Source organism: Egibacteraceae bacterium, assembly GCA_035540635.1.
GTDB lineage: Bacteria > Actinomycetota > Nitriliruptoria > Euzebyales > Egibacteraceae > DATLGH01.
Genome location: DATLGH010000003.1, coordinates 76,363 through 95,901 on the forward strand (window position 1 = coordinate 76,363; position 19,539 = coordinate 95,901).

General features: G+C 72.5%; 20 protein-coding genes. 11 read left to right on the plus strand and 9 right to left on the minus strand.

The window, feature by feature from the left end; genetic code table 11:
* The first annotated feature begins 10 nt into the window (after nucleotides 1-10).
* Complete coding sequence (locus tag VM324_00655) at nucleotides 11-628, plus strand: hypothetical protein (GenBank protein ID HVL97788.1); 618 nt, start codon at nucleotides 11-13, stop codon at nucleotides 626-628.
* Nucleotides 625-1,716: a sulfite oxidase gene (locus VM324_00660; protein ID HVL97789.1), complete on the plus strand. Its 1,092-nt coding sequence runs from the start codon at nucleotides 625-627 to the stop codon at nucleotides 1,714-1,716. The genes VM324_00655 and VM324_00660 overlap by 4 nt, the downstream gene beginning before the upstream one ends.
* 21 nt (nucleotides 1,717-1,737) lie before the next feature.
* Here VM324_00660 and VM324_00665 read toward each other — a convergent pair whose 3' ends face one another.
* Both VM324_00665 and VM324_00670 read right to left on the minus strand, forming a co-directional pair.
* The gene (locus tag VM324_00665; GenBank protein ID HVL97790.1) at nucleotides 1,738-3,141 is read right to left on the minus strand and encodes an NAD-dependent succinate-semialdehyde dehydrogenase; all 1,404 of its coding nucleotides are present in this window, start codon (nucleotides 3,139-3,141) and stop codon (nucleotides 1,738-1,740) included.
* A 45-nt stretch (nucleotides 3,142-3,186) separates the two neighbouring features.
* Complete coding sequence (locus VM324_00670; GenBank protein ID HVL97791.1) at nucleotides 3,187-3,462, minus strand: hypothetical protein; 276 nt, start codon at nucleotides 3,460-3,462, stop codon at nucleotides 3,187-3,189.
* Nucleotides 3,463-3,532: 70 nt separating this feature from the next.
* On the opposite strand from VM324_00670, the gene VM324_00675 reads away from it, so the two are divergent.
* Nucleotides 3,533-4,192, plus strand: a complete 660-nt coding sequence (locus VM324_00675; protein ID HVL97792.1) for a hypothetical protein — start codon at nucleotides 3,533-3,535, stop codon at nucleotides 4,190-4,192.
* Between the two features lie 26 nt (nucleotides 4,193-4,218).
* On the opposite strand, the gene VM324_00680 is transcribed toward VM324_00675, so the two are convergent.
* Together VM324_00680 and VM324_00685 are read right to left on the minus strand one after the other, a co-directional pair.
* Nucleotides 4,219-5,541, minus strand: a complete 1,323-nt coding sequence (locus VM324_00680; protein ID HVL97793.1) for an MFS transporter — start codon at nucleotides 5,539-5,541, stop codon at nucleotides 4,219-4,221.
* On the minus strand, nucleotides 5,538-6,896 hold the full coding sequence (locus VM324_00685; GenBank protein ID HVL97794.1) for an MBL fold metallo-hydrolase: 1,359 nt from the start codon (nucleotides 6,894-6,896) through the stop codon (nucleotides 5,538-5,540). The genes VM324_00680 and VM324_00685 overlap by 4 nt, the downstream gene beginning before the upstream one ends.
* A gap of 102 nt (nucleotides 6,897-6,998) precedes the next feature.
* Here VM324_00685 and VM324_00690 point away from each other — a divergent pair, with 102 nt between their 5' ends.
* Nucleotides 6,999-7,685 carry a metalloregulator ArsR/SmtB family transcription factor gene (locus tag VM324_00690; protein ID HVL97795.1) on the plus strand — a complete coding sequence of 229 codons (687 nt, stop codon included), beginning with the start codon at nucleotides 6,999-7,001 and terminating at the stop codon, nucleotides 7,683-7,685.
* A gap of 115 nt (nucleotides 7,686-7,800) precedes the next feature.
* Here VM324_00690 and VM324_00695 read toward each other — a convergent pair whose 3' ends face one another.
* Genes VM324_00695 through VM324_00705 form a run of 3 tightly spaced genes read right to left on the minus strand, consistent with a single transcriptional unit; the run spans nucleotide 7,801 to nucleotide 10,837 of the window.
* Nucleotides 7,801-8,535 (minus strand): ABC transporter ATP-binding protein, encoded by a 735-nt coding sequence (locus VM324_00695; GenBank protein ID HVL97796.1) that lies wholly within the window; start codon nucleotides 8,533-8,535, stop codon nucleotides 7,801-7,803.
* The gene (locus tag VM324_00700; protein HVL97797.1) at nucleotides 8,532-9,641 is read right to left on the minus strand and encodes an ABC transporter permease; all 1,110 of its coding nucleotides are present in this window, start codon (nucleotides 9,639-9,641) and stop codon (nucleotides 8,532-8,534) included. The genes VM324_00695 and VM324_00700 overlap by 4 nt, the downstream gene beginning before the upstream one ends.
* Nucleotides 9,638-10,837, minus strand: coding sequence for a DUF5995 family protein (locus VM324_00705; GenBank protein ID HVL97798.1), 1,200 nt, complete (start codon nucleotides 10,835-10,837; stop codon nucleotides 9,638-9,640). The genes VM324_00700 and VM324_00705 overlap by 4 nt, the downstream gene beginning before the upstream one ends.
* 138 nt (nucleotides 10,838-10,975) lie before the next feature.
* Between VM324_00705 and VM324_00710 the strand changes: the two genes are divergently transcribed.
* Nucleotides 10,976-11,908, plus strand: a complete 933-nt coding sequence (locus VM324_00710; GenBank protein HVL97799.1) for a hypothetical protein — start codon at nucleotides 10,976-10,978, stop codon at nucleotides 11,906-11,908.
* 40 nt (nucleotides 11,909-11,948) lie between these two features.
* On the opposite strand, the gene VM324_00715 is transcribed toward VM324_00710, so the two are convergent.
* Nucleotides 11,949-13,292, minus strand: a complete 1,344-nt coding sequence (locus tag VM324_00715) for a geranylgeranyl reductase family protein (protein ID HVL97800.1) — start codon at nucleotides 13,290-13,292, stop codon at nucleotides 11,949-11,951.
* Nucleotides 13,293-13,376: 84 nt separating this feature from the next.
* Nucleotides 13,377-14,099: a GAF and ANTAR domain-containing protein gene (locus VM324_00720; protein HVL97801.1), complete on the minus strand. Its 723-nt coding sequence runs from the start codon at nucleotides 14,097-14,099 to the stop codon at nucleotides 13,377-13,379.
* Nucleotides 14,100-14,371: 272 nt separating this feature from the next.
* Here VM324_00720 and VM324_00725 point away from each other — a divergent pair, with 272 nt between their 5' ends.
* The 6 genes from VM324_00725 to VM324_00750 all read left to right on the plus strand — a co-directional run bounded on the left by VM324_00725 (nucleotide 14,372) and on the right by VM324_00750 (nucleotide 19,513).
* Complete coding sequence (locus tag VM324_00725; GenBank protein HVL97802.1) at nucleotides 14,372-14,764, plus strand: ATP-binding protein; 393 nt, start codon at nucleotides 14,372-14,374, stop codon at nucleotides 14,762-14,764.
* A 350-nt stretch (nucleotides 14,765-15,114) separates the two neighbouring features.
* A complete protein-coding gene (locus VM324_00730; GenBank protein HVL97803.1) occupies nucleotides 15,115-15,816 on the plus strand; it encodes a GAF and ANTAR domain-containing protein in 702 nt (233 codons plus the stop codon).
* A gap of 272 nt (nucleotides 15,817-16,088) precedes the next feature.
* On the plus strand, nucleotides 16,089-16,514 hold the full coding sequence (locus VM324_00735; GenBank protein HVL97804.1) for a hypothetical protein: 426 nt from the start codon (nucleotides 16,089-16,091) through the stop codon (nucleotides 16,512-16,514).
* A gap of 85 nt (nucleotides 16,515-16,599) precedes the next feature.
* Nucleotides 16,600-17,511, plus strand: a complete 912-nt coding sequence (locus VM324_00740) for an SRPBCC family protein (GenBank protein HVL97805.1) — start codon at nucleotides 16,600-16,602, stop codon at nucleotides 17,509-17,511.
* A 62-nt stretch (nucleotides 17,512-17,573) separates the two neighbouring features.
* Entirely contained in the window at nucleotides 17,574-18,731 is a 1,158-nt protein-coding gene (locus VM324_00745) for a zinc-dependent alcohol dehydrogenase (GenBank protein HVL97806.1), read from the plus strand.
* 26 nt (nucleotides 18,732-18,757) lie between these two features.
* A complete protein-coding gene (locus VM324_00750) occupies nucleotides 18,758-19,513 on the plus strand; it encodes a DUF2071 domain-containing protein (GenBank protein HVL97807.1) in 756 nt (251 codons plus the stop codon).
* The last annotated feature ends 26 nt before the right edge of the window (nucleotides 19,514-19,539 follow it).

Below are 19,539 nucleotides of genomic sequence, written 5' to 3' on the forward strand. Positions count from 1 at the left end.
CATCCGCGGCGTGACGGAGCGCAAGCGGGCGGGGGAGGCGCTCCGGCAGGCCTACGAGAAGCTGTCGGCCTCCGTCCACGAGCTGGAGCGCCACGACCCGACCTGCCGGTCTTCCCACACCCTCCCCAAGGTAGGGATCGTCGGGCAGGTTCTCCTCGCCCGCGGAGACCAGCGGTCGCTGGCGGACGAGCTCGGCGGCGCGCACGACGAAGGTCGCCATCTGGTCGCGCCGCGCCCCCGGGAAGGCGCATACTCGCTCGAGCTCACCCCGCGGGCGATGCCGTACCAGACCACACACGCGATCGCTTCCCCGTGGACGTTGCCCTCGACATCGACGAACCCCGGGGACGGCACGTCGCCTTCCGGACACGCAGCCGACGCCGCTGCGGCCCGCGGTACGGGACTGAGGTACGCCGCGGTCAATGCCGACACCCACGCGACATGGCGTCAACAGCTCCTCGACGGGTTCGTCCGAGGCGCGGCCCACGCCCGGGCCAGGCGCCAGCGTCGGGAAGGTCCGTGGCTCGGGCTCGACAGCGCCGGCGGCATGCGGTTAGGTGGTCGTCACAGGGGGACGTCCGCGCGGGTCCGTGGCGGCGCCCCCGCGAAGGCGAGGAGGAAACCGTGACGTCCCAGGAGTACGTGACGCTCGACTCGGCCGAGCAGCCCGGGATCAGCATCGAGGAGCTGCAGCTCGCCACCCGCAACCACGGCATGCCGCTCGAGGCGCTGCGCTACGACGTGACCCCGCTCGGGCTGCACTACCTGCTCACGCACTTCGACATCCCCGCACTCGACCCCGCCACCTGGCGGCTGCGGATCGGCGGGTGGGTCGCACGCCCGTTGACGCTCACCCTCGACGAGCTGCGCGCCCGGCCTACGGTCACCCGGCGCGTGACCATGGAGTGCGCGGGCAACGGCAGGGCGCGGCTGTCACCCCGCCCCGTCAGCCAACCATGGCTCCTCGAAGCGGTCGGCACCGGCGAGTGGACGGGCACGCCCGCCGCCGATGTCATTGACGAGGCCGGCGTCACCCCCGACGCGATCGAGGTCGTGTTCACCGGTGCCGACCGCGGCGTGCAGGGGGGCGTCGAGCACGCGTACGCCCGGAGCATCACCCTCGACGAGCTGCGGGCCACGGGGGCGCTGCTGGCGTGGGGGCTGAACGGCGTCGCCCTGCCACCCCAGCACGGGGCGCCGGTCCGCCTCGTCGTACCCGGCTGGTACGGGATGACGAGTGTGAAGTGGCTGACGTCGATCGACCTCACGACCACGCCGTTCGACGGCTATCAGCAGGCAGGTTCGTACCGGTTCCGCCAGACCCCCGACGAGGTCGGTGATCCGGTTACGAGGCTCGCGGTCCGCTCGCTCATGATCCCGCCGGGCATCCCCGACTTCCTCACCCGCCGGCGCATCGTCGACCGCGGCACGCACGAGCTGCGCGGCCGGGCGTGGGCGGGACGGGCGCCGATCGCCGCGGTGGAGGTCAGCACGGACGGTGGCCGCACCTGGCAGGGCGCGGACCTGCACACGCCCTCCGACCCCGCGGCGTGGACCGCCTGGCGCGCCGTCTGGCACGCCGACGCCCCTGGCGAGACGGAGGTCTGCTGCCGGGCGCGGGACACGTCCGGCAACGCCCAGCCGGATACGCCGTCGTGGAACCTCGGGGGCTACGCGGTGAACGCCGTGCAGCGCGTCGCCGTCACCGTCCGCTGAGGGCTCTCGAAGGAGGCCGGCTCACTGCGCCCGCCTCCCGCCTGGCGTGGACGGTGCGTTGACCCACACGGTCTTCGCGTTCGTGAACTCGCGGATGCCGGGGGCCGCCAGCTCCCGCCCGTAGCCGGAGTCTTTCACGCCCCCGAAGGGCAGCCGGGGGTCGGACTTCACGAGCTCGTTGACGAAGACCATGCCCGACTCGATGCGGGCCGCGAACCGCTCACCCCGCTCGAGGTCGCCGGTCCACACCGCCGCGCCGAGCCCGAACCGTGAGCTGTTCGCCAACGCCAGGGCCGCCTCGTCGTGCTCGGCGTCCATGAGCACGGCGACGGGCCCGAACACCTCCTCGGCCGCCGCGGGGGCCTGCGCATTCACGTCGCGCAGCACGGTCGGGGGGTAGTAGAACCCGGGACCCTCGACGGGCTGACCACCCGTGAGAAGGGTGCCGCCGTCCTGGTGGTCGAGCGTGCGGCGCACCTGATCGTGGACGGTGTCGCGCAGGTCGGCGCGGGCGAGTGGCCCGACGTCGGTCTCCTCGTCGGTCGGGTCGCCGACGACGAGCTGTGCGACCTCCTCGCAGAAGCGTTCGACGAACTCCTCGTAGACCTGCCGGGCGACGATGATCCGCTTCGCGTTGATGCAGCTCTGCCCGGAGTTGAGAAAGCGACTCGCCACCGCCGTCTTCGCCGCCATGGCGAGGTCCGCGTCGTCGAGGACGGTGCAAGGGTCGGATCCCCCGAGTTCGAGCACGGTCTTCTTCAGGTGCCGCCCCGCGGCGCCGCCGACGGCCCGTCCGGCCCCGTCGCTGCCGGTCAGCGTCACGCCACGCACCCGTCGGTCGGCGATGATCCGGTCCGCTTGCTCGTGGCTGATCACCAGCGCCGTGAAGCCACCTTCGGGCAGGCCAGCGGAGAGGAACGCTTCCTCGAGCGCGAGGGCGCACCCCGTGGTTGCGGCGGCGTGCTTCAGCAACCCGACGTTGCCCGCCGCAAGCGCCGGCACCGCGAACCGCAGCACCTGCCACAACGGGAAGTTCCACGGCATGATCGCGAACACGGGCCCGAGTGGGTCGAAGCGGACGTAGCTGCGGACGGCCTCGGTGTCGTGCTGCTCCGGCGCCAGGTACCCGGGGCTGTGCTCGGCGTAGTGCCGGCACAGCCACACGCACTTGTCCACCTCCGCGCGCGCGGCGGTGATCGGCTTGCCCATCTCCGCGGTGACGAGGCCGGCGAGGTCGTCGCGACGCGCCTCGAGCACCTCGGCGGCCTTTGCGAGCACGCCCAGGCGCTCGTCGAGCGGGCGGTGCCCCCAGTCGTCCTGCCACCGCGACCACGCCCGCGCCAGCCGCTCCCCCACGGCGGCGTCGTCGTGGCGCTCGTAACGGCGGAGCACCTCGCCCGTGGCGGGGTTCACCGTCTCGATCACGTCGCACCTCCGGATCAGCCGACCTCGCCCAACGCAGCCGGCGCGTCAGTGGTCGCGCTCGTCTCCCCTGGTGGCGCCCGCCATCACGGCGTCCACGTCGTACCCGTCGAGCTGCTGTCTGATCAGGCCCGTGGCCGCAGCGACCTGCTCGGCCAGCTTCGCCTGCCACTCCTCGTGGAACACCGCCCCGTCCACGAGCGTGCTCCGGTGCGCGTCGTCGAAGGCCTCGGCCCGCAGCAGCCGGCCGAGGCCTTCGAGCAGACGCAGGACCGTGACGGCGTCGGTTGCGGTGAGGTGGACGGCGGCAGGTCGGTCAACCATCACCGATCGCCTACCCGCGCTGCGTGACCTGCATGCATCTGGCGCACGTGGCGGCTGCTACGTTGCCTGCATGCGCCACCCTTCCGCCTACCGCCAGCTCGCCACCGTCTGCTGCGCGCTCGTCCTCCTGCTCGCCGCCTGCGGTCCGGGCGGCGAGTCCGGCACGGACGACGAGGCGGCGGACGTGCGGGCGCAGCTCGAACAGGCGCAGGAGCGCATCGCCGAGCTCGAAGGCGAGCTCGAAGCGGCCCAAGAAGCGGCCCACGACGACGACACTGAGCCGACCCCGCCGGGTGACCGCGGCGAGCCGGCGACCCCTCACACGCCGGAAGGACTCGTCGAGCAGCTCCGCACGTACTTCCCCGCCGCCGACCTGCCCGAGGGGTGGCAGCCCGGCACGACCAGCTGGGTGCCCGCCGACGTCCCTGTCGGTTACGGCCAGGCCGACGACCCGGCTTTCGGCACGCCCGGTGAGCTCGCGACTGCGCTGGCGGCCGAGGTGGCCGGCCCGCAGCTCGGCTCGGACGTCTGGGAGGTGACGGCACGGGTCCTCGCGTCCGAGGGCGCGGAGGCGACAGCCGCCGTGCTCGTCTGGGGCCTCGCGGACGACGCGGTGGCCGGCAGCGACCTCCGGTTGTACCTCGCCCGCAACGACACGGGCTGGTACGTCGACTCTGCCGAGGAGCGCTTCCACTGCCGGCGCGGCGTGTCGGGGGACCTCTGCGTCTAAGGGGGTTCCTGGCGAAACCTCGGCGGTCAGCGGCGCTGACCCGCTGACGGCGCCAACGGTGCAGCCACGAGCGTCTCGCGCATGCGCGCGGCGACGTCGGCACCGCTCGCTGCGGTGATGGCGGCGACGACGACGATCGCGGTCGTCGTGGAGTACGCGTCCGCGAGGACGCCGGCGAGGACCGCGCCGACGGCGAAGCCGATGTCGCGCCAGAACCGGTAGACCCCGATGGCCGCGCCGCGCCAGGAGGGATGAGCGACATCTCCCACGGCGGCGAGCAGGGTGGGGTAGGCCATCGCCGTTCCCGCGCCGAACAGGGCACTGCCGGCCGCCCAGACCGTTGCGGTGTCGCCCGAGGCGATCACGAGCAGGCCGGCGGCCTCGGTCCACTGTCCGCCGGCGATGAGCCACTTGCGCCCGATGCGGTCGCTCAGCCCGCCGGTGAGCAGCTGGCCGACGCCCCAAACCGCAGGAGCGACTGCGGTGAGCAGCCCGACCCTCGCGACGCCGAGGCCTCCCGCGGCGAAGTAGAGGGGGAAAAGCCCCCACGCCATGCCCTCGTTGAGGTTGTTCACCAGGCCCGCCTGGCTCGCGGCGGACAGGGAGGGTTGGCGCCAGGTCGCGAGGGCGACGACCTCACGGGTCGTCGTGCCCGCGCCGGCGAGCGTCCCTCGGGTGGCGGCACCCGCGCCGCGGCCCGTCGCCTGCTCGGCGACCTCCTGGGCGACGTGGCCTGCGGTCTCACGCACGAAGAGGGCGGACAGACCGAAGCCCAGACCCACGAACGCCACGCCGAGGAAGAACGGGGCGGGGCGCAGGCCCCAGGCGGCGGCGATCGCCCCGGTCGCCCAGGCGGCCGCCGCGACCGCGCCGTAGCCCGCCGCCTCGTTGAACCCCATGGCGAGACCACGCCGGGCGGGCCCCACGAGGTCTATCTTCATGATGACCGTCACCGACCAGGCCAGTCCCTGGTTGACGCCGAGCAGGACGTTGGCGAGCACGACCCACTCCCACGCGGGCGCCCACATCAGCAGGAACGGCACGGGCGCCCCGACGACCCATCCGGCGAGCAGGACGGGCTTGCGCCCGTAGCGGTCGGCCAGCGCCCCGGCGAAGAGGTTCGTGCACGCCTTCGTCACCCCGAACGCGGCGATGAACGTGAGCATCGCGGTGAACGAGCCGAGCCCGAAAGCGTCCTCGGCGAGCAGCGGCAGGACAGTGCGCTCCTGACCGACCATCCCGCCGACGAGGGCGTTCACGCCGACGAGCAGGGCGAACTGGCCGAGGTTGTCCCGCAGTCCCAGCCGGACGGGACACGGGCCCGCCCCGGCCGGTGCCGGGGGGGTCACGGCGCCGTCCGCAGTTGGGTGCCCCTCGCGGCGGCGAGCTCCTCGGGGCCGCCCGCTAGTGCCGCGACGTCGCGGTGCCCGGCACGGGCGAGCAGGCTCGCCGCGGTCATCGCGCGCTCGCCGTGCGCGCAGTGGGTCAGCAGCGGCCCCCCGCCGAGGTCGTCGCCGGCAGCGGTCAGCGCGCCGAGCTCGACGTGGCGGGCGCCGGGCAGGTGGCCCGCCGCCCACTCCCCGTGCTGGCGGACGTCCACAACCCGCCGGTGCTGTTCGGCGTGCGCGGCATCGACCAGGGGGATGCGCGCGAGGTTCCTGCCCGCGGCGGCCCAGGCGTCCACTCCCCCGGCGAGCTCCCCTGCGAGCCGCTCGAAGCCGATGGACAGCGCCGCCCGGACGAGCTGCCTGCGGTCGGTGTCGGCGTCGGCCACGAACACGAGGGGACGGCCTCGGTCAACGAGCCAGCCGAGCCACGGGGCGAACTGGGGACGCAGGGGGATGGACAGGGAGCCGGGGATGTGGCCGGCGGCGAACGCGGCGACGCCGCGCACGTCGACGACCTCCGCACCGGCGCCGACCAGCCGGTCGAGGTCCTCGACGGAACGCGGCTCGAGGGCCGGTGGCTTCGGCCCATACAGCCGCGGGCCCGCCCGGTTCACGTTCCGCAGCTCGAGAAAGTACGGCGGGTAGCTGCCGAGGCCGCCGAGCAGACGGGCGACGAAGTCGTCCTCGTCGGCGGCCTGCAGCAGCGGGTTGGCCGCCCGCTCCGCGCCGATGGTGGTGACGCGATCGTCGCCGGCGCCCGTGGAGCAGAAGGACCCCGCACCGTGCGTCGGGTAGACGGTCAGCGCGTCGGGCAGGGACAGCAGGCGGTCGCGCACGGACCGGTACGCGGCCCGGGCGAGGCGGTCGGTGTGCGCGGCGCCCAACAGGTCGGGGCGGGCGACGCCCCCGACGATGAGCGTCCCGCCGGTGAACACGGCGAGCGATCGGCCGTCCTCCTCGATGAGGTAGGCGAGGTGCTCGGGTGTGTGCCCGGGCGTCGCCAGGGCCCGCAGGGTAAGACCGCCGACGTCGACCTCGTCACCGTCGTCGAGCAGCCGCGCGTCGAAGTCCACCGGGGCGCCGCCCGAAGCGAGCACCACCGCGCCCCCGGCGGCCAGCTCACCGCTGCCGGAGACGAAGTCGGCGTGCAGGTGGGTCTCCGCGGCGAAGCGGATCCGCCAGCCGCGCTCCTCGGCGATGCGGAGGTAGGGGGACGGGTCGCGGAAGGGATCGACGACCATCGCACCCCCGTCGCCGAGCCCGACGACGTACGAGCTGTTGCCCAGGCCCTCGTCGACGACCGCCACGATCTCCATGGCCGCACCCTCCCCACCCACCGGCACGCCATCCATTATTCCATAGATCTCTAGAATTCGCTATCATGGGCTCGGCCGGTGAGCCCGACCGTGGACAGACTCATGAGCAACCGCCAGCTGAAGGACGCGCTGTACGGCCAGCTCGCGAGGGCGGCCAAGGCCCTGGCGAACGGCAAGCGCCTCGAGGTGCTCGAGCTGCTCGCCCAGGGCGAACGCCGTGTGGAGGCGATCGCTCGGGCGACCGCCATGAGCGTGACGAACACGTCCGCGCATCTCCAGGTGCTGCGCCAGGGCGGTCTCGTCGCCGCGCGCAAGGATGGCACCCGGGTGTACTACCGCCTCGCCGGTGACGACGTCGCGCGGTTCGTCATCGCGTTGCGCGACCTCGCACGGTCCCGCCTGGGGGATGTCGACCGCGCGGCCCGGGCGTACCTCGACACGCCCGATGACGAGCAGGGGCCCGTCTCGCGGGAGGAGCTGTGGGAGCGCATCCAACGCGGGGGCACCGTCGTCGTCGACGTCCGCCCCGCCGAGGAGTACGCCGCCGGGCACATCCCGGGCGCGGTGTCCGTTCCCGTCGACGAGCTGGAGGCCCGCCTCGCCGAGCTTCCCGAGGATACCGAGATCGTCGCGTACTGCCGGGGGCCGTTCTGCGTCTACGCGCCGCAGGCGGTGAGCGTCCTGCGGCGCCACGGGCGCACCGCACGCCAGCTCGAGGACGGCTTCCCCGAGTGGCGCCTCGACGCGCGGCCCGTCGAGACCGCGCGGTCGCCCGCAGCCTCGCTGTAGCGGCCGCCGCTTGCCGTGCGGGGGGGAAGATCCGGCCCGGGTCGCGCCCGACCATACGGATGCAAGTGAACCCGGGCCATGGCCCGGCCGGATCATTTTCTCGCGCGATGAGGGACTAGATCGCCACCGGCGCCGGCGGCTCGGGTTGCGCGCCCTCCGACAGGCGGCCGTCCTCGAGCCACAGCACACGGTCGGCGAGGCCGACGATGCGGGGATCGTGGGTGACGCACACGACACTCGTGCTCCCCTCGTCGACGAGTCCGCGCAGGATCCCCATGACGCCCGCGCCGGTGCGCGAGTCGAGCGCACCGGTCGGCTCGTCGGCGAGCACGAGCGGCGGGTCGTTGGCCAGCGCGCGGGCGATGGCCACGCGCTGGCGCTCGCCTCCGGACAGCTGAGCGGGCAGGTGGTCGAAGCGGCGCTCGAGCTCCATCCTGGCGAGCAGCTCGCGCGCGCGCTCCTCGGCCGGCGCACGCCGCCGACCCGCCGCCTCGAGGACGATCCGTACGTTTTCGACCGCAGTGAGGTTGGCGAGGAGATTGGCCGCCTGGAAGACGAAGCCGACGCGGCGCAAGCGCAGCTCCGGCAGGTGCCGCTCGCCCAGGCCGCTGATCTCGTCGCCGCCGAGCCACACACGACCGGACGACGGCCGCAGCAGCCCCCCGCACATGAGCAGCAGCGTCGTCTTCCCCGACCCGGACGGTCCCATGACGAGGACGAGTTCGCCCCGGCCGACCGTGAACGACGCGTCGACCGTCGCGCTCACCTCCTCGGCCGTCGTCGCGTACGTCTTCGCCAGGCCCTCGACCCGCAGGACCGGTTCGGCCGCTGCGTCAGCCGGCTCGCTCACGCGCGGAACACCTCTGCCGGGTGCAGGCGGGCGATAGGCCGGGCGGGGACGAATGAGGCCACGAGCGCCATGCCGGCGGTCGCGGCACCGGCGAAGCCGACGTCGGAGGGGCTGATCGAGGCGACGAAGACCGGTTGGAGGACCTCGGCGAGCGCCGCCACCCCGAAGGCGAGCGCGCAGCCCGCGACGAAGCCCGCCGCGGCGGAGATCATGGACTGCTGGAACACGATCGTGTACAGCCTGCGGTTGGAGAAGCCGATCGCCTTCAGCACCCCGTACTCCCGCGCCCGCTCGATCGTTGCGGTGTAGATGATGAGCCCGATCGTCGCCGCCCCCACCGCCATGGCGATGAGCACGAGGACGAACAGCATCGGCCGGAAGCCGTCGCCGAGGGTCCCCGCTTCGGCGTCGGCCAGAGCCTGGCTCGTCCGCGCGCGCACGCCGGCGACCTCCCGTTCGAGGTCGCGGGCGACCCGCGCGGTCGACGCGCCCTCGGTGCGCACGAGGAAGTGGCTCGCCAGGCCCTGCGCATCGAAAAGGCGGGCGACGTCTCGCCGCTGCAGCCAGGCGTACTGGTAGACGAGGGCGTTGCCGCCGCGCACCACCGCGGCGACGCGCATGCGGGTACCCCCGATGTCGAGCACGTCGCCGGGCGCCAGGCCGTGGATCTTCGCGAACACCCGGTCGATGACGAGCTCACCGGGGCGCGGTCTCGGTGCGGCGTCGCCGAGCCCCCTCGGCCAGCCCGCCGCGCGGGCGCCGTCGACACCGACGAGGAAGAGGTCGACGTCGCGGCCGTCGAGGGGGAAGGTAACGGCGCGGGTCAGCAGCGGGTAGACGCCGGCCACGCCCGCCACGCCGGCGAGCTCGTCGCGAAGGTCGGCGGACAGCGTCGAGGTGGACTGGATGAGCCGGTCGGGGGTGGCCGCCTGGCTCACCCACAGGTCCGCGTCGACGTTGCGGGCGTAGTCGGTGGCCTGCGTCAGGATGCCGTCGTAGAGGCCCCGGACGATGAGGATGAGGAGCACCGCGAAGGCCACGCCGCCCGTCGACAGCAGGAAGCGGGCGCGCTGATGCCCGAGGTTCTTCCACGCGATGTTCGTCATGGCCCGTCGCCACCACGGTCGTGCCCCGCAGGCCTGCCTGGCGGAGGTCCGGCCGTGGCGATCGCCCGGCCGTTCTCGAACGCCGTCCGACGAGCGATGAGGGGGTCGAAGAAGCGTTTGGCGGTGAGGTGCTCGGTCGCCTCCGCGGGCAGCACGCGGTCCAGCATGCGCAGGTGAGCGGGGAACCAGCGCGGCGGAACCTCTCCCGCGAGGCGGTGCCAGGCCGCCTGGAGTGGTGTCGCGAGCAGGAGGAAGTCGGCCCGGAAGCGGGCGTAGTCGCAACGGTGCCGGTAGTGGTCGGCGTAGGTGGCGGCCAGGACGCGGGGGAGGTCCCCTTCGATATGGGCTCGCGCGCCCGCCACGAGCGCGCGCCAGAACGGCAGCGCCCCCGACGCCGTCGCGCTGCCGGCCGCGTCGATGGCCTCGAACGCCTCCTGCCAGTGGGGCTCGGCCGACCCATCCACGCTGCGCACGTAGAGGTCGTGGAAGCGGGGAATGAGGCGGAGCGTCCACGTGGGGTGCGCGACGTCGCCGCGCGCGCACGCCTCGATCATGGCCTCCGTCACGTACTGGTAGACGCGGCTGAACCAGTGCCGGGCGTCACCGCCGGCCTCCATCGCGTCGGCGAGCGCGCGTAGGCGTCCCGCCGTGGCCTGCGCGGCGTCGGCCGCGGCGGGGTCGTCGTCGTCGCGGAAGGCGAGCGTGGAGTGCGCGCCCGCCGCCTCGGCGTCCTGCGAGGCGTCACCGACCACCGAGGCCAGCCGGCGAATGCTCTCTTCGAGCTGGGGGGCGAGGGTGCGGCGCACGAAAGCCGTGGCACCCGGGGCGACCAGGGCCATACCGAGCTCCCAGCACAGGCGTGTGCCGGCCCCCTCGGGAAGGAGGCGGATCTCGCCGCGGTGGTAGCGCACGGACCGCGATCCGACCGCGCGGTAGACGAACCGGAACGGCGCGTCGGCGTACTGGACGGCCTCGGTCACGGGCGCCAGGGGGCGGGGCAGGACGACCTGCCGGAGCGCCCCGACGCTGCCGAAGCCTCCGCTGTCGCCTTCCTCGAGCCCCCGCACCGGTGCGCTCGACCAGCGGTTCAGGCGCTGCGGCTGGCTGACGAACGGCCACACGGCCGCCGGCGCGGCCGGTAGCCAGCCGTCGAGCGTGAGCACGCTGAAGGACTGCCGGCGCACCCGCGTGGCCATGCTCCGCCCTCCCGCATCATCCCGCATCCGCTCGCACGCCGGATCATCTCCCCACCGGCCCGCGTCGTCAACGGACCAAGCCCCCCGACCTCCTTGACACCCCCGCACGCGCATCGTAAGACTCGGAGGCACGGGAGAATGAAGCCCGTGTCAGCGCGGGAGGGAACCGTGCGCCCGGCGGCGAAGCGCGGGCAGCCCTCGGAGGAGGGGGCGCGCACGCAGGTGCGGCTGCAGTCCGCGGGACTGCGGTGGCTGCTGCTCGTGTCGGGGGTGCTCGTTCTGCTCGCGGGTGTCCAGCTGTTCGTGTTCACCGAGCGCACCGACGAGTACTTCGCCTGGACCGTCGTGCCGCCGGTGAGCGCGGCGTTCCTCGGTGCGGGCTACTTCGCGGCGATGGCGATGGAGTGGGTGGCCGTGCGGCAGCGCACATGGGTTAGCGCCCGACTCGTCGCCGTGACGATCTTCTTCTTCGCGTCGCTCACGATGGGCGTCACGCTCGCGCATCTCGACCGCTTCCACTTCACCGGCCCGACCGCGGGAACGGTGGCGGTCACGTGGACGTGGATGGTCATCTACGGTGCCGTGCCGCCGCTCATGGCGGTCTGCCTCGTCGTGCAGCGGCGGATGCCGGGCGAGGACCCGCCGCGGGTCGCCCGACTGCCGGCCTGGTTCAAGGCATTGTTCGGCTTCCACGCGCTCGTGATGGTCGTCGTGGGGATCCCGATGTTGGTCGCGCCCGTCGCGACGGGCGCCGCGGTCTGGCCGTGGGAGCTCACGCCGCTGACCGGACGGGCGGTGGCGGCGTGGCTCGTCGGCATGGGGTTTGCCGGCGTCCTCGCCCTGTGGGAGGACGACTGGACGCGGCTGCGGCCCGTCGCGGTGAGCTTCATGCTCCTCGTCGCGCTGCAGCTCGTCGCGCTGCTGCGCTACGCCGACATGCTCGACTGGCGACGGCTGCGGTCCTGGCTGTACGTCCTGTACCTCGTCGACATGCTTGCCATCGGGGGCGTCGCACTACGGGAGACCCGCCGGGCTGCCAGACGTCGCCCTCTGGACGCCCAGGGGGCGTGAGGGCTGCGGTCTCGCCGCCATGCGCGCCTCGAGCCGGGGGTCATCGGCGGTGGAGCGCCGGGTGAGAGATGACCGCTGCGTTCGGAGGGCGCGGGTCCCAGCCCGTGGCGCGCGCCAGCCACACGAGGCCCCGCGCCCCGTACTGGTCGAGCGGGCGCAGCGACGCGTCGTGGAGGTTGAACAGCAGGCCGAGCGCGAAGCGCAGCCGCCGGTCGCTGACCATCGCCCTGGTCACGAGGCGTTCCATGCGCTCGGGGTCGGCGATCATGGTCACCAGGCCCCGGCCAAGCCGGTGGTAGTCGCCGTAGTGCCGCTCGACCTCGCGCGTGTACTCCGGCACGGACTGCGCGCCGCAGTCCATGGCCGCATGCACGTGCCGGGCAGCGGTGCGACCCGTCTCGTAGGCGTAGGCGATGCCCTCGCCGGTCGCGGGGTTGATCATCCCGGCCGCGTCGCCGACGAGCACGTAACCCGGGCCGTGAGGGGGCCATACGCTGCCGCCCATGAACAACCGGCCCCCGCGCCGGCCGACCGGCGCGCCGGGAGCGAGGACCCCGTCGCGTTCGAGCCGCGCGACGAACCGGTCGAGGTGGCCGTGCAGGCTGACGCGGTTCCACCCGTGCGCGGTGTTCAACAGCCCGACGCCGACGTTGACCGCACCCCCGACCCCGGGGAACGCCCATCCGTACCCGGGCAGCAACGCGCCGTTCTTTCGAAGATCGACGTAGACGTCGAACCAGTCGAGCTGTAAGGAGCCCGCCGGGCTGTACTGCCGCAGTGCGAGCCCCACGGGATAGTGGAGGTCGTGCGTGCGACCGAGGGCGCGCAGCACCCTGCCCGTCGAGCCTTCGGCGCACACGACCCAGGCGGCGCTGACCGTCTCCTCACGCGCGCCCGCACGGATGACGAGGCCCCGGACCCGGCCGCGCTCGACGACGGGCCGCAGGGCTCGCGTGTTGTAGCGGACCGTCGCCCCCGCAGCCGCGGCGTTGTCGAGCACGGTCGCGTCGAGCACCCGTCGGGGAACGACGAGCCCGAAGTCGCACCACTGTCGCGTGGGGGGCATGCGTGCGGTCCTCGTCGTGGCTGCCGCGCGCACCCGGACTCCCTGCACGCGCCGCCAGTCGCCGAAGCGGTCGCCGAGTCCCATGTCGACGAGCATCCGCACGGCGCGTGGGGTGAGGCCGTCGCCGCAGGCCTTGTCGCGGGGGAAGGCCTTCTGCTCGACGACGAGCACCGATCGCCCTTGCCGCGCGAGGTAGTAGCTCGCGGCAGCCCCCGCGGGCCCGCCGCCCACGACCGCGACGTCCACCTCGACCGCCAACCCCGCGCCCTCCGCATGTCGATCGCGGCCACGCAGACGGGCGTCGGCCGCGAGGGTCACTCTGGCAAATCCTCCGGGCCGGAGCAAGCAGTTCGGCGAGGACGCCGCCGCTCCTGGGCGAGCGGGGGACAGCGCGCCCGCTTCTCAGCCGACCCCGAAGCTCCCCGTGTCGATCTGCCGGTCGAGGAACCGCCGAGCGACCGCGTGCAGGCGCTGGTTGTTGTCGCGCGCGTAACGCCGCAACCGTCCGAAGGCCTCACCGGTGTCGATGCCCTCCCGGTCCGCGAGCACCGCACTGGCCTGCTCGATGACGATGCGGCTGTCGAGGGCGTGCTGGAGCTGGGTGATCTGCTCCTCCGCAGCGGTGAGGACCCGCTGGTGGACCATGCCGATCGAGGCCATGGTCGCGAGCGCTCCGGCGACGACCGCGTCCTCGTCGCTGAAAGGGCCGGGCCGCTCGCGGAAGACGTTCAGCGCACCGATGTGCTGGGCCCGTAGCCGCAGCGGGCGGGAGTGCACGCTGCGCAGACCCCTGGCCGCGGCGTGCTCGACGAACGCCGGCCATTGTTCGGCATGGTCGAGGAGGTCCTCTGCCTCGACGCGGCTGCCGCTGCGGTGCGCGAGGACGCAGGGTCCCTCCTTCGTCTGCACCTCGAACTTCTCGAGGCTGTGCAGGTCGCTGCTGGAGGAGGCCGCCACCTCGAGGCCTCCCGAGCTGTTCATCAACAGCACGCCCGCCGCGTCCGCTTCGAGGAGCTCCACGGCGCGGTCGCAGAGCAGGTAGAGGAACTCCACGACGTCGTAGTCGGCGACCAGCGTGTCGGCCAGCTCGACGAGCGTGTGGGCCAGCAAGCGTGCGCGTTGCACCGTCCGGCGTTCCTTTCACGGTTCGTCTCGCGATGATGACCCGCCACCGCCGGTGGCAACCCTCAGCAGTTGCCCCAACATCGACTGCATTCCCCTCGATCTGCCCTACACTAGTTCCGTCGCCGGTAGCCCGGCGCCCGCGCTCGAGACCCCGGCGCGTGATCGCAAGCGTCGCTCCAGCCCCCCGGTGGCGCTGTCCGAAGACTCCCCTGGACAGCGCCGTGCACGAAATCGCCACCCCACACCCGTCGCCACCGGGGCCGCTCCGGACAGTGACGCTGGCCCCGGCCACGCCGAGCGCCGCCGTCGCCCGTCGGGTCGTGCGCGAAACCGTGAGCGCCGAGCTCCCCGCGGAGACCGCCGAAACCGTCGAGCTGCTGACGAGCGAGCTCGTCGCCAACGCGGTGGCGGGCACCGGTGACCCCTGCGTCCTCGCGCTGTCGGTGCCCCACCCCGGTGTGCTGCGCGTCGAGGTGGGTGACAGCTCCCCCGCCTGGGGCACTGCAGGCTTGCCATATGAGCGGCGAGAGCGGGGTGTGCTGCCCCCCGACCCGATGGCCGAGGGCGGCCGGGGCCTGCTGCTCGTCGCCTTGCTCTCCCGATGCTGGGGCGTGGCCCCGTGCCCCACAGGGGGAAAGGTCGTGTGGTTCGAGGTGGCCTTGTAACCCTGCCCAGGCTTGCCGGTCCACCGCCCCGGTCCCCGGCGGAGGGACCGGTCCTCCTCCCCTCCGGCTACTTGCCGGTCGCGCGCGACTTCGAGGTCGACCGCTGAGCATGGCGATCGGGCGGGGAGCGGCGGCTCCAACCAGCCGAAAACGACGCTCGCGCAACCTCCCCGTCCGGCTAGACTGCTAGACTGGGGAAGCAACACAGCGATTGAGACGCTGGTGGCCCGCCGCTTCCTTCGCGGGTGGGTACCGCTCTTTCGGTCTGCACTTCGCCGAGACGTTGACGCCTGTTTCAGGGTCAGGGTCGTCCCCTTCGCCCTCACCCGGGCTCCGCAGAAGGGAGCGCCATGGCCGATCAGTCCGCGCTCAACCGTGCCTTTGCCGACTACGCCCGCACCATCGCGCGACGCTACGAGATCGGCGACGCGCTCTACCGGCTCACCGACCAGGTGGTGGACATCCTCGGCGTGGACGGTGCCGGGGTGTCACTCGCGGACCGCGACGAGGTGCTGCAGTTCGTCAGCGCGACCGACGAGCAGGTGACCATCGTCGAGGAGCACCAGGCCGGAACCGGCGAGGGCCCGTGCCACGACGCCTACATGAAGGGCGAGCAGGTCACCTCCACCGACCTCACCGTCGACACCCGGTGGCCGGTGTACACCCCCGTCGCCGTCGAGCAGGGACTGCGCGCCGCGGCCGGCATCCCCATGGTCGTCGAGGGCGAGCGGATCGGTGCCCTGAACCTCTACACCGAGAGTGCTCGGGAGTGGCCCACCGACGAGCTCGAAATCGCCCAGCTGCTCGCGGACATGGCCACCGGCTACATCGTGAACGCGCGCAACCTCGCCGAAAGCGAGAAGCTGGCGAGCCAGCTCCAGCACGCGCTCGACAGCCGCGTCGTCATCGAGCAGGCGAAGGGTGTGGTGGCCGAGCGTCACGGCCTCTCGACCGCCGACGCCTTCCTGCGCCTGCGCCAGCACGCCCGCAGCCACAGCTCCAGGCTCCACGACGTCGCCAGCGCCATCATCGACGGCGAGATGTCGTTGTGACCGCACCGGCCGCGCCGGACGTGGCCCCGGCGCGCGACCGGCAAGTTTCTCTTGCATCGACGGCGGGAAACCCTTGACAGTCAGGCCGTCAACCAGTACCAATAGCAGCCACCTAACTGCATACCTCGCCGGGCAGGGCGCGACGCCCTCCGCACACCAGAGCCCCGGCCCACGATGCCCGAGTCCCCGGCACGTTGTGCAGCGCGAACTCCGCGCGCACACGGGCGGGTGTGCCAGCCCCACGCCCCGGAAGAGCGCGTACGGGAGTTCGTATGGACACCGAGATCTGGGGACTGTGCGGGTGGTGTGACCGGTGGTTCTACTGCCCCGGCTGGTACGACAAGGGGGCCCCGCAACCGCTGTGCCCCGTCTGCGGCAGTGAACCCGCCGCTATCGACGAGCGTCCGACGGGTCGCACAACCATCGCGGCGCCGCCACGGGAACCGCTCTCCTGTGCGGACGCGCCCGCACACCGCCTCATCACGGGCCTGTGCCCGAAGTGTGGCTCGTGGTTCGCCTGCAACGACTGGTTCGACAGCAGCGTGCCGTTGCCCTGCTGCCCCTCATGCCACCTCCCGCCCGTGAAGATCCACTGCCAGACGCCGTCGGGGACGTTGAAGATCAGCGTCGACCTCGACCGCAGCCTGGGGGGCCGGGACGACCCGCCTGCCAACTCGCGCACCCCCGCGACTCGCTGAGGAGCCGACACCACCCCGTTTGCTGAGCTTGCCGGGCGGGCAGCAGGAAGTCCGCGAGGCAAGATCCGCGAGGCAAGGGGTGAAGATGATCGTCAAGCACAAGGGGATCCGGCTCGGCCGTGCGCTCGGTTGGTTCAGCATCGCGCTGGGCTCCGCACAGGTGCTGCTCACCGAGCGGATGAACCGCCTGGTCGGCGTCGACGGGATGCCGACCGCCAAGGCGCTCATGCGCGGCGTCGGCGTCCAGGAGCTGACGGTCGGGGCTGCCATTCTCAACAGCCCCCGTCCGGTCGGCTGGCTCTGGAGCCGCGTGGCTGGCGACGTCATGCATCTCGCGATGCTGCGGGCGGCCATGGGGTCGAGCGGCAGCGACCGGTCCCGTGTCCGCGCCGCCGCCTACGCGGTGCTCGGAGTGGGCGTTGCCGACCTCGTCGCGGCGAGAGCCCTCGCGCGCGCATCCTCCCGCATCACCGAGGACGGCGCCACGCGGCTGCGCACGGCGATCACCGTCAACCGGCCACCCGAGGAGGTCTACCGCTCGTGGCGCGACTTCGAGCGGCTGCCGCAGTTCATGTACCACCTCGAGTCCGTGCAGCCGACCGAACAGGGCCGCTGGCACTGGGTGGCCCGCGCGCCGGCGGGCAAGACCGTCGAGTGGGATGCAGAGATCGTCGAGGACCGGCCGGGTGAGGTCGTGGCGTGGCGCTCGCTGGAAGGCGGCGACGTGGACACCTGCGGGTTGGTCCGCTTCGCCCCGGCGACCGGCGACCGCGGGACCGAGGTCGTTGTCGAAATGGAGTACACGCCACCGGGTGGACGCGCCGGCGCCGTCGCCGCGAAGCTCTTCGGGGAGAGCCCCGAACAGCAGGTCCGCGACGACCTGCGGCGGTTCAAGCAAGTCATGGAGACGGGCGAGGTGGTGCGCTCCGACGGCAGCCCTGAAGGCAGCACGACGCACCGCCAGCTGAAGCAACGCCCGGCGCAACCGGTCGGCTGACGCTCGCCGCGGCAGCCGACGTCGAAGACGAAAGAGGGATCGTGATGAAGGCAACCTGCTGGATGGGACCGAGGACGGTCCGCGTCAAGGACGTGCCCGACCCGAAGATCCTCAACGGCCGTGACGCGATCGTGCGCATCACCTCGACGGCGATCTGCGGATCCGACCTCCACCTGTACGGCCACTACGTCCCGGGGCTCAAGGTCGGCGACATCCTCGGCCACGAGTTCATGGGAGAGGTCGTCGAGACCGGCCCGGAGGTGAGCAACCTCGCGGTGGGGGACCGCGTCGTCGTGCCGTTCCCGATCGCGTGCGGGGCCTGCAACGCCTGCAAGCGCGAGCTCTACTCGCTGTGCGAGAACTCCAACACCACGGCGCCGCGTGCGGAGAAGCTGTGGGGCCACTCCCCCGCCGGCATCTTCGGCTACTCCCACCTGCTCGGTGGCTACGCCGGGGGACAGGCGGAGTACGTGCGGGTGCCCTTCGCCGACGTCGGGCCGCTCAAGATCGAAGACGACTCGCTCACCGACGAGCAGGTCCTGTTCCTGTCGGACGTCCTGCCCACCGGCTACATGGGTGCCGAGCTCTGCGATATCCGCCCTGGCGACGTCGTCGCCGTCTGGGGTGCGGGCACGGTCGGGCAGTTCGCTGCCCTGAGCGCGCGGCTGCTCGGCGCCGAGCGCGTCGTCGTCATCGACCGGGTGGCCCGCCGCCTCGAGATGGCGCGCGAGCATGCGGGCGCGGAGACCCTCGACTACGAGCAGACCGACGTCCTCGCGGAGCTCAAGGACATGACGGGCGGGCGGGGACCCGACGCCTGCATCGACGCGGTCGGCCTCGAGGCCCATCACCCTGCGGCGCCGCTGCACGCCTACGACAAGGCCAAGCAGTTCGCGCGGCTCGAGACCGAGCGGTCGCATGCGCTGCGCGAGGCGATCATGAGCTGCCGCAACGGCGGCACGGTGTCGATCATCGGGGTCTACGGAGGCTTCGCCGACAAGTTCCCCATCGGCTCGGTCATGAACCGGTCGCTCACCATCAGGACCGGTCAGTGCCACGTGCACCGCTACATGCGCCCCCTGCTCGAGCGCATCACGAAGCGCGAGATCGACCCGACCTTCGTCATCACCCATCACCTGTCCCTCGACGAGGCGCCGAACGGCTACGACACCTTCAAGCACGACAAGGACGAGTGCGTGAAGGTGGTCCTGCATCCGTGAACGCGTGACCGCCGCGAGGGCGCGCAGTGACCGCTGAAACCGGAAACCCCCGGATCCGAGAGGGCGACCCGCCCCCCGAAACGGCCCCGCACACCGTCCGCGTGCCCGTGAACATCCACCGCTGGGACGACATCTCCTTCCTCCACTGGGCGTTCGACCCCGACGACATCGCCCCGCTCGTGCCGCAGGAGGCGACCCTGCTCACCCATGAAGGCAAGGCGTGGGTCGGGGTCACGCCGTTCTTCATCCGGGTGCGCCCCCCCGGTGTTCCGGTGTCGCCCCCCGGATGGTCCTTCCCCGAGACGAACGTGCGGACCTACGTCGCCGGACCTGACGGTCGGGACGGGCTCTGGTTCTTCCGCATGGAGGTCACCGCGGCATGGTTCGCGGCCGCGTTGCGCCTGGTCGGCCTGCCCTACGTCCGCCAGCGCATGCGCGTCGACCGAGAGGACGGTCGCTTCGTCTACAAGTCGGAGGCCCGTGACTCGCAGGGTGGCCACGACATCGTCCTGCGCCCCGGTGAGCCGCTCGACCCCCCGAGCGGCGGCCCCCTCGAGCGGTTCCTCACCGCCCGGTGGGGCGCCTACCACCGCGAGGGACCCCTGCTGCTCTACAGCCCGGTGGAGCACCCCGCATGGGACCTGCACACCGCCGCGGTGGAGAACTGCGACGTCGACGGCCTTTTCCGCGCCGCCGGTCTGCCCACCCCTGTCGAGTCACCTCTCGTCCACTACTCGACAGGGGTGACGGTGAAGGTCGGCCCGCCGCAGAAGGTGACGTGACCCGGGGCCACCCGACGTCCGGCACG

Bases quoted from the DNA above. Each gene is read 5' to 3' on its own strand.
- VM324_00670 (HVL97791.1), bottom strand. From the start codon at position 3,462: ATGGTTGACCGACCTGCCGCCGTCCACCTCACCGCAACCGACGCCGTC.
- VM324_00675 (HVL97792.1), top strand. From the start codon at position 3,533: ATGCGCCACCCTTCCGCCTACCGCCAGCTCGCCACCGTCTGCTGCGCG.
- VM324_00685 (HVL97794.1), bottom strand. From the start codon at position 6,896: ATGGAGATCGTGGCGGTCGTCGACGAGGGCCTGGGCAACAGCTCGTAC.
- VM324_00690 (HVL97795.1), top strand. From the start codon at position 6,999: ATGAGCAACCGCCAGCTGAAGGACGCGCTGTACGGCCAGCTCGCGAGG.
- VM324_00700 (HVL97797.1), bottom strand. From the start codon at position 9,641: ATGACGAACATCGCGTGGAAGAACCTCGGGCATCAGCGCGCCCGCTTC.
- VM324_00705 (HVL97798.1), bottom strand. From the start codon at position 10,837: ATGGCCACGCGGGTGCGCCGGCAGTCCTTCAGCGTGCTCACGCTCGAC.
- VM324_00710 (HVL97799.1), top strand. From the start codon at position 10,976: ATGAAGCCCGTGTCAGCGCGGGAGGGAACCGTGCGCCCGGCGGCGAAG.
- VM324_00730 (HVL97803.1), top strand. From the start codon at position 15,115: ATGGCCGATCAGTCCGCGCTCAACCGTGCCTTTGCCGACTACGCCCGC.
- VM324_00735 (HVL97804.1), top strand. From the start codon at position 16,089: ATGGACACCGAGATCTGGGGACTGTGCGGGTGGTGTGACCGGTGGTTC.
- VM324_00740 (HVL97805.1), top strand. From the start codon at position 16,600: ATGATCGTCAAGCACAAGGGGATCCGGCTCGGCCGTGCGCTCGGTTGG.
- VM324_00745 (HVL97806.1), top strand. From the start codon at position 17,574: ATGGGACCGAGGACGGTCCGCGTCAAGGACGTGCCCGACCCGAAGATC.